This is a genomic window from Hydrogenimonas sp. (assembly GCF_029932565.1).
GTDB lineage: Bacteria > Campylobacterota > Campylobacteria > Campylobacterales > Hydrogenimonadaceae > Hydrogenimonas.
Genome location: NZ_JAOZPV010000054.1, coordinates 1 through 12,672, shown reverse-complemented (window position 1 = coordinate 12,672; position 12,672 = coordinate 1). Strand labels below are relative to the sequence as shown.

Sequence of the window (12,672 nt, the reverse complement as noted above, 5' to 3'; positions counted from 1 at the left end):
AAATACGAAGTCGCTTCGCTGGATAAGCTTTCAAAAGAGGGAACAGATAGGGATTATGTCATTGCGTGGTGGGATTATGGGTATCCTATCTGGTATTATGCGGATAAAAACACATTGATCGATGGGGGAAAACACAATCACGATAACTTCATTGTATCGGAAATATTGACAGCAGACTCCCAGCTTGAGGCTGCGCGATTGAGCCGTATTGCTGTGGAAACATATGTCAAAAGCGGATATAAAACCGTTGCAGACACTCTCTTTAAAGTGCATACGAACCCCTCGGAATTTTTGAGAAAATTGCGAACAGAAAAAACTGTTGATCTCCCGGAAAAAACGAGAGAAATCTATCTCTATCTGCCGTACCGTATGCTCAATATCTTTTCGACTGTCGCGATTTTCAGCAATCTCGATCTGCTGACAGGGGAGAAATATCCGTCTCCTTTTTATTTTGTAAGCAGAAACTTCAAGGATACTCCGGATACTCTTTATCTTGGAGGAGGACTTCAGCTCGATAAAAAGAAGGGGCTTTTGCAAATAGGAAAACAGCAGTTCCCCTTGAAGCAGTTTGTTACGACATCGCTTGGCAGTGATGGCAACCATGTTACAAATATTCAGACGATTGAGCCCAACTCTCCTCTGAGTTTGGTATATATGCAGAGTTATAAAATATTTTTGGTGTTGGATGAAAAGATGTATAATTCCAATTACATCCAAATGTTTGTTCTGGGGCACTATGATAAATCTCTGTATGAGCTGGTGGAATCGACACCCTATGCAAAAATATTCAAAATCAGAATTTAACTCGTAAAATGTATGCACGATGGATTAAACCGGTATTCGATCGTGTCGCAGCGGCGATTCTTCTCATCCTGTTTTTACCGCTGTTTGTTGTAACGGCGGTAGCAATTTGGTGGGCCCTCGGCTTTCCGGTTCTGTTTGTCCAGGCCCGTCCCGGATATAAAGGAAAAATTTTCAATATCATCAAGTTCAGAACGATGGACAATCGAACCGACGAAAATGGGAATCTGTTGCCCGACGAGAAGCGGCTTCATGGTGTTGGCAGGATAGTCCGCTCTTTGAGTCTGGATGAATTGCCCCAGCTCTTCAATGTCCTCAAAGGCGATATGAGTTTCGTGGGCCCCCGTCCTCTGCTGGTGGAGTATCTGCCGCTTTATAACGAACGGCAGAAAAAGCGTCACGATGTCAAACCCGGTATAACGGGATGGGCGCAGGTCAACGGGCGTAATGCCATCAGCTGGGAAGAGAAATTCGAGTACGATGTGTGGTATGTAGAGCATCAGTCGTTTTGGCTCGATATGAAGATTTTGTGGATGACGTTGATGAAGGTGGTCAGGCGCGAAGGGGTTTCGCAGAAAGGGCATTCGACGATGGAGAAGTTTACGGGCAATGGATAGAAAAGTCGCAATTTACGGCGCGAGCGGCCACGGCAAAGTTGTCGCGGATATCGCAAGAGCGGTTGGATATGAAGCCCTGTTTGTCGATGATGGAGACAACGAGTATCCGACTTTCGATGAGTTCGTCAAAACATATGGCTCAAGTATACCTGTCGCGCTGGGTGTTGGAGAGAACAGAACAAGAGAGAAAATCTATCGGCAGCTTCTCGAAAATGGATTCGAAGTTATTACGTTGATACACCCCGGTGCGAGTGTGTCGGAGAGTGCCTCGATAGAGGAGGGTGTGGTTGTTATGCCGGGTGCAGTTGTCAATGTAGATGCCTGCATCGGCATTGGTGCCATTGTGAACAGCGGTGCGGTTATCGAACACGATTGCCAATTGGAACATTTCGTTCATATATCCCCGAATGTCGCGCTTGGTGGGAATGTAAGAGTGGGCCGGTCGACGCATATCGGTATTGGAAGCAGTGTGATACAGGGGATACACATTGGAAAGCATTGTATAATCGGTGCGGGTGCGGCGGTTATAGAAGATATCGAGGATTATTCTGTCGCGGTAGGCGTACCAACAAAAGTCATAAAGAGAAGAGATGGATAAGAGGATTTTTCTCTCCCCTCCCCATATGGGAGGCAATGAACTCGAATACATTGAAGAGGTCTTTGCCAGCAACTACATTGCCCCGCTGGGTGCATTTGTCGACCGTTTTGAAGAGGCGGTCTGCGATTTTGCCGCAACGCCTCATGCCGCGGCGCTTTCGTCGGGTACGGCGGCGATCCATCTGGCATTGCGGATCGCAGGAGTGGGCACTGGCGACAAAGTACTTGCCTCCACATTTACCTTTATCGGTTCTGTCGCCCCGATTCTCTACCAGAATGCCGAACCGATATTTGTCGATAGTGATGAGAGCTGGAATGCAGATCCAAAGTTGGTCGAAGAAGCGATTGTCAAAGAGAAACCCAAGGCTTTCATCCTTACCCATCTTTATGGCCAGAGCGCCAAGATCACCGAAATTGCAGAAATCTGTCAGGCGCATAACGTCATACTGATCGAGGATGCGGCCGAGAGTCTCGGGGCCACGTTTGAGGGGAAACACACCGGTACATTCGGTGATTTCGGTATCTACTCTTTTAATGGCAACAAGATCATCACGACAAGTGGCGGCGGTATGCTGGTGAGCGAAGATGCCGAAGCGATCGAATATGCGAAAAAACTGGCCACTCAGGCGCGTGAGCCTGCACTATGGTATGAGCATGGGGAGATCGGCTATAACTATCGGATGAGCAACGTGTTGGCTGCCATCGGGGTGGGGCAGATGGAGGTGCTGCCCAAGAGAGTGGAAAAAAAGCGGCAAATCTTTACATGGTACCGCGATCTGCTGAGCGATGTCGATGAAGTGAGCTGGATGCCGGAGATTCCGGGAAGTCTGGGGAACCGATGGCTGACGACGCTAACATTGCAGAATAGCGAGCCGTTGAAAATCGTCGAGGCCCTGGCGGCTGAAAAGATCGAGTCCCGCCACCTTTGGAAGCCAATGCACCGTCAGCCGCTTTTTGATGGAGCGACATATTATGGGGCGGGGGTGAGCGACACGCTCTTCGCCCATGGTCTCTGTCTGCCCAGCGGTACAGCCATGGAGTATGAAGATGTCGCGCGTGTCACGGAAACAATCAGGAGTGTTATATGCTGAAGCCGACGTTCGCAAAACGGTTTCTCTTTTTCCTGGGAGCGGATATCTTTCTCTCGCTGGTATCGCTCTATCTCTCCTATGCGCTGCGTTTCAATTTTTCGATAGACCCCCATTTCCTCGATCATTTCATGCGGGTATATACCGTATTGGTGTTTTGTAAAATCGGATTCTTTTTCTACTTTAAGATCTATTGGCGTTCGTGGCGTTTTTTCAGCCTTCAGGATTTCAAGCGACTTTTTCTGGCGCATACCGCAGCCTATGCTCTTTTTCTGGCGATCTTCCTGCTCCTTTCGGACTGGTTCAATCCGGTACCGAGAAGTGCCATTGCGATCGATTATGTCGTCTCTCTCTTTTTTATAGGAGGGTTGCGTATCAGCCGGCGTATTTTTCTCGAATCGGGAGGGGACAGGAGTCGGAAAAAAGCGATTATCATCGGTGCCACACCACGTGGTGCCCATATTATCAAAAGTGCGCTGATGGGGGACGTTCCCTATTTTCCTGTTGCCGTATGCGACGAGCATACCAGTGCGATCGGAACCTATCTGGAGAATGTCCGTGTCTATGGAATGGATCGGCTCGAGGAGATCATACAGCGGGAGGATGTGGAAACGGCATTGATCGCGAAACCGATCCGATCCAAAGAGCTGGATCAGCTGTTTGAGCGTTTAAGCGGCTATGGCGTTGAAGAGATCAAACTGGTCAATCTGCTTTCGGACAGAGAGGAGCGGCTGAAGGATATTGACATCGAAGACCTTCTTGCACGTGAACCCAAAGACCTCGATGTCGAACTGATCGAGGGTTTCATCAAAAATAAAAAGGTATTGATTACAGGTGCTGGCGGAAGCATCGGCAGTGAAATCTGCCGACAGTGTCAGGCGTTCGGCGCCAGGCAACTGATTCTCGTGGAGCATTCGGAATACAATCTCTATGCGATAACGGAAGAGCTGGAATCGGAAAAAACGGTTCCGAAAATGGTCTCCGTCCTCGATAAAGAGAAGCTCGAACAGGTGTTCGAAGCGTATTCACCCGATATCGTGATCCATGCGGCCGCCTACAAGCATGTGCCGCTATGTGAAGCCAACATCGACATCGCCGTTATGAACAATGTGGTGGGGACGATGAATGTCATCGATCTGAGTATCGCCCATGGTGTAAAAAAAGTGGTCAATATTTCCAGCGACAAGGCGGTCCGTCCCACCAATGTGATGGGTGCGACGAAACGGATTGCCGAACTCTATGCACAAAATGTTGAAAGCAAAAAGACGGAAATTGTGTCGGTTCGGTTTGGAAACGTTTTGGGTTCAAGCGGCAGTGTCGTTCCGAAATTCAAGGCACAGATAGAAGCGGGCGGTCCCGTTACAGTGACCCATCCCGAGATCACCAGATATTTCATGCTGATTCCCGAAGCGTGTCGGCTGGTGCTGCAGGCATCGGCAATGGCGAAAGGGGGCGAGCTTTTCGTTCTGGATATGGGCGATCCGGTCAGGATCGTCGATCTTGCGAAGAAGATGATACGGCTTTACGGGAAAGAGGAAGAGGTCGAGATTGTCTTTACAGGATTGCGCCCCGGCGAGAAACTCTATGAGGAGCTGCTAATCGATGAAGCGGAGTGCAAAACGCAGTATGAATCGATCTATGTGGCCCATGCGACGGACTATCCCATTGAAAGGCTACGCGAGGATATCGCAGTGCTGCTGAAGGCCAACGACAAGATCGCAGCTTTGCACTCGATCGTGCCAGAGTTCATACACAAAAACTGAATGGCCTTTTGCCTCTGCCCGCTGTCACGATCCTCTGTCACTGTCCCCTATCAACTGTCAACTAGCATTCTGTTTTGAGCACGGCACCGTTGGCGGCGTTGGAGACGAGCAGGCTGTAACGCTTGAGCCATTTGCTCGGGATCTCTTTTTTCTTTGGAGTCCACGTTTTTCTTCTCGCTTCCAGCTCCTCGTCGCTCAGGTCGACACGCAGGATATGGGCGTCTACATCGAGTTCGATGATATCACCATCTTTCAGGAGGCCGATCGTGCCGCCCTCGGCCGCTTCCGGGCTGACGTGCCCGATACTTGCCCCGCGCGTCGCACCGCTGAAGCGGCCGTCGGTGATGAGTGCCACCTTGTCACCCAGTCCCATTCCCATGATGAGACTGGTTGGGGCTAGCATCTCTTGCATGCCTGGGCCGCCTTTGGGACCTTCGTAGCGAATAACGACGACATCTCCTGCCTTGACCTTTCCGCCCATGATGCCGGTGATCGCTTCGGGTTGGCTGTCGAAGCAGACGGCCGGCCCGCGGAATTTTCGCATATGGGGATCGATGCCCGCGCTTTTGACTACGGCTCCCTCTTCGGCCAGGTTGCCATAGAGAATCGAAAGCCCCCCCACTTCGGAGTAGGGGTTGTCAATCGTATGGATAATGCTGGTATCTTTGATCTCGGCATCGGCGATGCGTTCGCCCAACGTTTCCCCCGTTACAGTCAATGCATCGAGTTTCAATACGTCACCCCGTTTGCTGATCTCTTTCATAACGGCATTGACACCACCGGCCTTGTTGATATCTTCCATGTGAACGGTCGATAACGAGGGGGAGATTTTCGCGATATTGGCGACGCTGTCGCTCAGTTCGTTGATTTTTGCCAGATCGAAGTCGACCTCCGCCTCTTTGGCGATCGCCATCATATGGAGTACGGTATTGGTGCTGCCGCCCATCGCCATATCGACGACGAAGGCGTTGTTGACCGCTTTTTCGTTCAGGATATCCCGGATGTTCGGACCTTCGGCTTTGGCCATTTCGACAATCCGCCTGGCGGCGATGCGCACCATTTCGAGGCGCTCTTCGGTCATTGCGAGTACCGTGCCGTTGCCAGGCAGTGCGATACCCATCGCTTCGCAGAGTGTGTTCATCGAGTTGGCGGTGAACATGCCCGAGCAGGAGCCGCCGCTTGGGCACGCTTCGCATTCGATTTCGTAGAGCTGTTCGTCGGTGATTTCGCCCTTTGCGCGCTGTCCGACCGCCTCGAACGCCGTGGCGAGATCGATCGGTGTACCGTCTTTCAGGTGTCCCGCCCGCATCGGACCACCGGATACGAAGATCGTCGGCACGTTGACGCGCAATGCGCCCATGACCATTCCTGGAACAATCTTGTCGCAGTTGGGAATACAGATGAGCGCGTCGAGCTTGTGGGCGTTCATCACCGTTTCGATGCTGTCTGCGATGATCTCACGGCTGGGCAACGAGTAGAGCATGCCGTCATGACCCATCGCGATACCGTCATCCACGCCGATGGTATTGAACTCGAATGGAACGCCGCCCGCTTCGCGGATCGCCTCTTTGACGATACGGCCATACTCCTGTAGAAAGAAGTGACCGGGGATGATATCGATATAACTGTTTGCCACGCCGATAAACGGTTTGTCGAAATCCTCGTCTTTGAGCCCTGTGGCACGCAGAAGACTTCGATGAGGAGCACGCTCGAAGCCGCGTTTGATGATATCGCTTCGCATGAGTATCCTTGTGAAAAATTTTTGCTAATTGTATCGAAAACCGGCTTTGAACCCGAAAATTCAGGATGGACTCTTTACATCATAGAGATTTTGGGCTATAATACCCGTCCCAAAACATGCGGGAGTAGCTCAGTGGTAGAGCACGACCTTGCCAAGGTCGGGGTCGCGGGTTCGACCCCCGTCTCCCGCTCCATAGTTGTATCCAGATAATTTGTGATAGTTTGACAACCGAACAAATTTACTGCCCGGATGGCGGAATCGGTAGACGCAAGGGACTTAAAATCCCTCGAACATTTGTTCGTGCCGGTTCAAGTCCGGCTCCGGGCACCATGTTTTACATGGCGACATAGCCAAGTGGTAAGGCACGGGCCTGCAAAGCCCTGATCCCCGGTTCGAATCCGGGTGCCGCCTCCATTATCCGCTTCTGTTTCGGGGGATGGCTGAGTGGTCGAAAGCGGCGGTCTTGAAAACCGTTGAGGGTCACACCTCCCAGGGTTCGAATCCCTGTCCCCCGGCCAGCTTTTAAACTCCGATTTTGGATTATGAATTTTGGATGTGTGATTGAGCGCGATGAATCCAGTATCCATAATCCAAAATCGGACACTTTTAATATAGAGAGGTGGCCGAGTGGTCGAAGGCGCACGCCTGGAACGCGTGTGTGGCGCAAGCCACCGAGGGTTCGAATCCCTTCCTCTCTGCCATGTAACTGGAAAGATGAGCATTCAGCCCGTTTCGGCGGTTTGAGTGCTCCTCTTTAGACCTGTGCAACGGCTTGGCAGGACATCGGGTCAGGACGGGAACGTAGCAGCCCACCCTGTCTCGCCGGGTGCCGCAGGGATCTGGAGAGGAGTCTTTCTCCTTTCACTTTTTACTCCATCGTTCTTACATCCAGAAAACTTCCGCTCTCGTATTGTTTGACCTTTTCGAATGCTTCGATCAAGCGCTGTGCCGCTTCACGTGGATGGATAATGGGACCGTTTTTCAGGCGCTGTGCCGAAGGATATCGGACGGCATCGACCTCGTCTGTAATGTGCCGGACCATCGGTGTATCGATGACACCGGGTGCCAACGCGGTGAAATGTGTGGCTTCCATCTCCCGGCTGTAGAGCTTCAGAAGTATGTTGAGTGCCGATTTTGAAAGAGAGTAGCTTCCCCACCCTTTGCTCGCATTGACGGCAGCACCCGATGAGATGCCGACAATCTGTTTGACCGGGATACCCATTCGGATCAGAGTGTCGAGGATCACTTTGTTGGCCCAGACATTGATACGCATAACCGATTCGATTTCGTAGAGCGGCGTATTCTGCATCTCTCTGATTTCGCCGAGAACACCGGCATTGAATACGACAATGTCGATCTCTCCAATCTCTCCAAGAAAAAGTTCCAGCCCCGAAGCGACCGTTTCTGTCGCCTCCAGATCGAGGGAGAGATAGTGAAACAGCCGGTGATCGATAGCTGCCTTTCTCTTTCTGCCCAGTCCATACACGGTTGCGCCTTTTTCCAGATACGCTTCGGCCAGCGCTTTGCCGATGCCCGAATTCGTGCCAGTGATGAAGATCGTCATCGAAATCCTTTGTTACTTGTCGATGGGTACATTGTAGCAAAAGAGCGACGAGGCATAGTTTATAATAAAACCATCATAATATTGAAGAGAAAAATATAAAAAACTTGACAATAATGCTGTCAACTTGCTATAATTTTGAAAATCAATCAAAAAGGAGGCTATCATGCTGGTAACACGATTTGATCCATTTGCAGAAATCCGTGAACTTGAAAAACGATTGCTGGGAGCAGTCGAAGTCCCCGGAAAAGAAGGCAAAGAGGTTGTCAATGCATTTGCCCCGAGTGTCAATACGCGGGAAGATGAGAATGCCTATATTGTCGAAGTCGACCTTCCGGGTGTGAAAAAAGAGGACATCAAAGTCAATATCGATGCCGAAAAACGCACGTTGACGATCTCCGGAGAACGCAAGTTCAAGGAAGAGGTCAAAAAAGACGACTACTACAAAATCGAATCGAGCTATGGCAAATTCATGCGGACATTCTCTCTGCCAGAAAATGTCGATGTTGAAAACATCGATGCCAAAACGGAAGAGGGTGTCCTGCACGTGACACTGCCGAAGGTGAAAAAAGAGGAAAAAGAGGTCAAAGAGATTCCTGTCAAATAAGCTGGGAGCCCATTCGGGCTCTTAGCGGACACCTTTCAATTTTCTTCAAGTCCCCCTATGTTATAAATCTCCTATATCTATATGAATCTGTAGGAGACTCTTCATGAGCGATATTCTAAAAATTGGACAGTACGAATTTACGAGCCGGCTGATTGTCGGAAGTGGCAAATATCCCGATTTCCAAACCACGAAAGATGCGACACTTGCCAGTGGAGCGGAGATGATAACGGTCGCTGTCAGGCGCGTCAATATCACCAACCCGGATGAAGAAAACCTGATGGACTATTTCAAAGAGACCAATGTGAAGTTTCTACCCAACAGTGCCGGATGTACGACAGCCGATGAAGCGATTACACTCTTTCGCCTGACGCGGGAAGCTACCGGCATCGATCTGATCAAGCTGGAAGTGATCGGCGATACACAAAAAACACTCTATCCCGATGTGGTTGAGACGATCAAGGCGTGCGAAGTTCTCGCCAAAGACGGGTTTACGGTGATGGCCTATACCAACGATGATCCGATCATCGCAAAACGCCTGGAAGAGGCGGGTGCAGCGGCTGTCATGCCCCTTGCCGCACCGATTGGAAGCGGACTTGGAGTACAAAATAGGTATAATGTAGTATTCGTTCGCGAAGCAGTCAGTGTACCGGTCGTTGTCGATGCGGGTATCGGGCAGGCGAGCGATGCCGCTGCCGCGATGGAGCTGGGAGCCGATGCCGTATTGACGAATACCGCCATTGCGCAGGCCAAGGAGCCGATCATGATGGCGGAAGCGATGAAGCATGCAGTGATAGCGGGGCGCATGAGTTATCTTGCAGGGCGTATACCGAAGCGCCCATATGCGACAGCATCGAGCCCGACGGAGGGAATGATCCAATTCTAACCCTCTCCGGGCGTATCACGGGATGAAAGGATAAGCGATGCAGTTCAATGGATTGAATGTCCAGAGAAAGATGGACCGCTGGATTGAGTCGAGCAATGCAAAAGGATGTGTGGATCGCGAGCTCTATCGTCTCAAACGGTATGGGAGTCCTGTTACGATCGTGATGTATCGGTCAGTCGATCCCGATTTTGAGAAAAAATTCTATATACACAGCCGTCGGACCGACCACTTGATTCCCCTTGCGGAGAACCATTATCTCCTTCTCTACGGGAATACCGAGATTTCCAATACGATGAAAGCGATCGACAACCTCCGTATCTATCTCGAACACGGTGCGGAAAACGACAAGAACCGCATTGCGTTGACGCAACTTCAGCCGGATGACGAACTCGATGATGCGTTGAAGCGGCTGCTGACACTCTTTGTCATTGCCACACAAAACAGAGACAGAGTGGTGGACGACTCCTATTTGATGCGGTAGCGACGACACAACCATTGTCAAAACAGAAAAAAGCGCGGTACCTTCTTTATATTTTTAAAATCCCCATCAGATTCAGCATCATGAACACCAGGGCTATCGGTGCGATATAGCGGATGCTAAAGCGCCAGACCGCGAAATATTTCTCCCCCATCTCATGTTCGAGAGCCGCATAGACGCGCTCCTTCTGCAAAACGTAACCGACGAAAATGGCAATGAGCAGTCCACCAAGCGGCAGCAGAATGGAGTCGGTCGTGTACTCCAGAATATCGAAAAGCGGTTTGCCGCCGATCGAGAATGTCGCTCCCCACGCTTTGGTGTAGCTGAGTAAAGCTCCGACTCCCACGAGCCAATAGATGAAAGAGGAGACGACTACCGCTTTGCTGCGGGTCCAGTCGAACCGGTCGATCAGATACTGCACCACTGGCTCCACAAGCGATATGGCCGATGTCAGTCCCGCGAAGGCGAGAGCGAGGAAGAAGAGCAGGGCGAGAACGGTTCCCAGCGTACCGAAGTTGGAAAGAACCACCGGCAGAGAGATGAAGACCAGACCCGGCCCTTGTGCCGCAGGTGCCCCTTCATGGAAAAGAAAACTGTAGATGACCAGACCCGCCACAAGAGCGATGAGTGTATCCATAAACGTAACGATGAATGCGGTCTTGGTGATGCTGGCATTTTTGGGAAGGGACGCGGCATAGGTCATGATGGCACCCATGCCCAGCGAGAGGGTGAAAAAGGAGTGGCCGACGGCCCGGACGATCGCTTCGGAATTGATCTTGCTCCAGTCGGAGGCGAACATGAAACTCCACGCTTTGTCGAAGCCGTCAAGCGTCATGGCGTAGGCGAGCATTCCAAAGAGAATCAACAGAAGTGCCGGCATGAGGATGAGGTTGAATTTCTCGATACCGCCCTTGATGCCCCGATAGACGATATATCCGACGATAAAAACCGCCACAGTGTGCCAGAAAACCTGAAGACCGGCCTGTTCGCCCACCAGCATATCGAATGTCTGCTTCGCGCTGGCCGTATCGGTTGGAAGCCCTGCGAAAATTTCGAAAAGATAGTAGAAAATCCATCCGATGACGACGGAGTAGAAGGTCATGATGATCAACCCGTTGAATCCCATGAAACCGGCGTATTTCCACCCTTTTTTGTCGGGAGGTGTCAGTTTTTCGAAACTCCCGACCGTATCGAGCCGCCCCAGGGCGCCGATCAGCATTTCGGCGACCATGACGGAAAAACCGATGAATGCAATCGTGATGAGATAGACCAATACAAATGCACCGCCGCCGTATTCGCCTGTCATATATGGAAACTTCCAGATGTTACCGAGACCGACAGCCGATCCTGCTGCCGCCATGATAAAACCGACCCGACTAAACTGTGCGACCTTCATGCCATGCCTTTTGGTGTGGATATTTTGATTGAGTTGCTGAAAATAGCGACAATTATACCATTTTTGTTGACAACAAATGCCTTTTAGACTATAATTGCAATCCACTTTTGGACGGGGTGTAGCGCAGCCTGGTTAGCGCACCTGGTTTGGGACCAGGGGGTCGAAGGTTCGAATCCTTTCACCCCGACCACTGCAACGTTCAAATGGATGGTGGGTGTAGCTCAGTCGGTTAGAGCGCCAGATTGTGGCTCTGGAGGTCGCCGGTTCGATTCCGGTCATCCACCCCATCGTTAACGACCAGGCAAACACCTCGAACTTTTTAGCGCCCGTAGCTCAATTGGATAGAGCGACGGACTTCGGATCCGTAGGCTGGGGGTTCGACTCCTCCCGGGCGCGCCACCTCTATTTTTTTATGAGCGCCCATAGCTCAGCTGGATAGAGCAACGGCCTTTAGCTTTTGCTACACGCAAAAATAGGAGCCTCTATAGGAAAAGGGAACCTATAGAGTGGATTGCACTGTATCGGGGAACCCTTAACAGATTATGCTGATGGCGATCCCGAGGAAATCTGTAGTCGCGAGGAATACAAGTGCATCATACGAAGCACAAAGGCGACTTAGGTGTTTTGAAGGCTCAGGTTGACCTTTTTAACAGGGTTATATGATCTTGTTGCCTCAAACTGAACATGCTCCATTCGACCTTTGTATTTACAAAGAGGGAGTGTTCAAAAGAGTGCAGGTCAAATACAGAAATGTTGACAACCGAGGATCGATCACCATTCATTTTCGCTCTTCATGGGCAGACAGGAATGGGAGTCATGACAAACTGGTCGACAAAGATGAAATAGATGTTTATTGCATCTATTGTCCTCAAACTGACCAGTGTTACTATCTCGATCCAAAACAGTTCGACAAATCTGCAACGTTGAGGGTAGAGACACCGAGAAATAATCAAAAAGCCGGAATTCATCGGCTGGAGGATTATCGCAGAGTTCCGTAGAGGCCATACGTGCAACACCTGAGATGGTGAAGAGATGGTCCAGACCACAAACCCAATTGCGGGGCAGTGAAAACTGTAGTTGGTAAGCTAAGCCGTAGGTCTCAGGTTCGAATCCTGATGGGCGTACCACTTTTTCAATACC

11 protein-coding genes, 8 tRNA genes, 1 other RNA gene and 1 pseudogene are annotated in these 12,672 nt (G+C 50.6%); 18 read left to right on the top strand and 3 right to left on the bottom strand.

The genetic code is table 11. From position 1 onward, the window contains the following. The 5 genes and pseudogenes from Q1K24_RS07170 to Q1K24_RS07150 form a co-directional block, all read left to right on the top strand. A pseudogene (locus tag Q1K24_RS07170) lies at positions 1-804 on the top strand (peptide-binding protein); the annotation flags it as partial. A gap of 8 nt (positions 805-812) precedes the next feature. Further along, a complete protein-coding gene (locus Q1K24_RS07165) occupies positions 813-1,418 on the top strand; it encodes a sugar transferase (protein ID WP_300368089.1) in 606 nt (201 codons plus the stop codon). Continuing rightward, complete coding sequence (locus Q1K24_RS07160; RefSeq protein WP_300368086.1) at positions 1,411-2,016, top strand: acetyltransferase; 606 nt, start codon at positions 1,411-1,413, stop codon at positions 2,014-2,016. Before Q1K24_RS07165 ends, Q1K24_RS07160 begins: the two co-directional genes overlap by 8 nt. Beyond that, positions 2,009-3,106 (top strand): aminotransferase class I/II-fold pyridoxal phosphate-dependent enzyme, encoded by a 1,098-nt coding sequence (locus tag Q1K24_RS07155; protein WP_300368084.1) that lies wholly within the window; start codon positions 2,009-2,011, stop codon positions 3,104-3,106. Before Q1K24_RS07160 ends, Q1K24_RS07155 begins: the two co-directional genes overlap by 8 nt. Then, positions 3,100-4,866, top strand: coding sequence for a nucleoside-diphosphate sugar epimerase/dehydratase (locus tag Q1K24_RS07150; RefSeq protein ID WP_300368080.1), 1,767 nt, complete (start codon positions 3,100-3,102; stop codon positions 4,864-4,866). Before Q1K24_RS07155 ends, Q1K24_RS07150 begins: the two co-directional genes overlap by 7 nt. A 61-nt stretch (positions 4,867-4,927) precedes the next feature. Here Q1K24_RS07150 and ilvD read toward each other — a convergent pair whose 3' ends face one another. Beyond that, positions 4,928-6,607: a dihydroxy-acid dehydratase gene (gene ilvD, locus Q1K24_RS07145; RefSeq protein ID WP_300368077.1), complete on the bottom strand. Its 1,680-nt coding sequence runs from the start codon at positions 6,605-6,607 to the stop codon at positions 4,928-4,930. Between the two features lie 118 nt (positions 6,608-6,725). Between ilvD and Q1K24_RS07140 the strand changes: the two genes are divergently transcribed. From Q1K24_RS07140 to ffs, 6 genes are all read left to right on the top strand, one after another. Then, positions 6,726-6,800 (top strand) — tRNA-Gly (locus Q1K24_RS07140). 50 nt (positions 6,801-6,850) lie between these two features. After that, positions 6,851-6,937: transfer RNA gene (locus tag Q1K24_RS07135), tRNA-Leu, on the top strand. Positions 6,938-6,947: 10 nt separating this feature from the next. Next, a tRNA-Cys gene (locus Q1K24_RS07130) sits at positions 6,948-7,021 on the top strand. Positions 7,022-7,037: 16 nt separating this feature from the next. Beyond that, positions 7,038-7,125, top strand: a tRNA-Ser gene (locus tag Q1K24_RS07125). Between the two features lie 95 nt (positions 7,126-7,220). Further along, positions 7,221-7,308: transfer RNA gene (locus Q1K24_RS07120), tRNA-Ser, on the top strand. A 50-nt stretch (positions 7,309-7,358) separates the two neighbouring features. Next, positions 7,359-7,456, top strand: an RNA gene (gene ffs, locus Q1K24_RS07115) — signal recognition particle sRNA small type. Between the two features lie 19 nt (positions 7,457-7,475). On the opposite strand, the gene Q1K24_RS07110 is transcribed toward ffs, so the two are convergent. Then, the gene (locus Q1K24_RS07110; protein WP_300368074.1) at positions 7,476-8,171 is read right to left on the bottom strand and encodes an SDR family NAD(P)-dependent oxidoreductase; all 696 of its coding nucleotides are present in this window, start codon (positions 8,169-8,171) and stop codon (positions 7,476-7,478) included. Positions 8,172-8,334: 163 nt separating this feature from the next. On the opposite strand from Q1K24_RS07110, the gene Q1K24_RS07105 reads away from it, so the two are divergent. From Q1K24_RS07105 to Q1K24_RS07095, 3 genes are all read left to right on the top strand, one after another. After that, a complete protein-coding gene (locus tag Q1K24_RS07105) occupies positions 8,335-8,775 on the top strand; it encodes an Hsp20/alpha crystallin family protein (RefSeq protein WP_300368071.1) in 441 nt (146 codons plus the stop codon). Between the two features lie 103 nt (positions 8,776-8,878). Continuing rightward, complete coding sequence (locus Q1K24_RS07100) at positions 8,879-9,658, top strand: thiazole synthase (protein ID WP_300368069.1); 780 nt, start codon at positions 8,879-8,881, stop codon at positions 9,656-9,658. Positions 9,659-9,695: 37 nt separating this feature from the next. After that, the gene (locus Q1K24_RS07095; RefSeq protein WP_300368066.1) at positions 9,696-10,139 is read left to right on the top strand and encodes a hypothetical protein; all 444 of its coding nucleotides are present in this window, start codon (positions 9,696-9,698) and stop codon (positions 10,137-10,139) included. Positions 10,140-10,185: 46 nt separating this feature from the next. Here Q1K24_RS07095 and Q1K24_RS07090 read toward each other — a convergent pair whose 3' ends face one another. Further along, entirely contained in the window at positions 10,186-11,532 is a 1,347-nt protein-coding gene (locus Q1K24_RS07090) for a sodium-dependent transporter (protein WP_300368063.1), read from the bottom strand. 112 nt (positions 11,533-11,644) lie between these two features. Between Q1K24_RS07090 and Q1K24_RS07085 the strand changes: the two genes are divergently transcribed. The 4 genes from Q1K24_RS07085 to Q1K24_RS09770 all read left to right on the top strand — a co-directional run bounded on the left by Q1K24_RS07085 (position 11,645) and on the right by Q1K24_RS09770 (position 12,530). Further along, positions 11,645-11,722: transfer RNA gene (locus Q1K24_RS07085), tRNA-Pro, on the top strand. A 20-nt stretch (positions 11,723-11,742) separates the two neighbouring features. Continuing rightward, a tRNA-His gene (locus Q1K24_RS07080) sits at positions 11,743-11,819 on the top strand. A gap of 35 nt (positions 11,820-11,854) precedes the next feature. Beyond that, positions 11,855-11,931: transfer RNA gene (locus Q1K24_RS07075), tRNA-Arg, on the top strand. Positions 11,932-12,191: 260 nt separating this feature from the next. Further along, a complete protein-coding gene (locus tag Q1K24_RS09770; RefSeq protein WP_366903719.1) occupies positions 12,192-12,530 on the top strand; it encodes a group I intron-associated PD-(D/E)XK endonuclease in 339 nt (112 codons plus the stop codon). Positions 12,531-12,672: the final 142 nt, after the last annotated feature.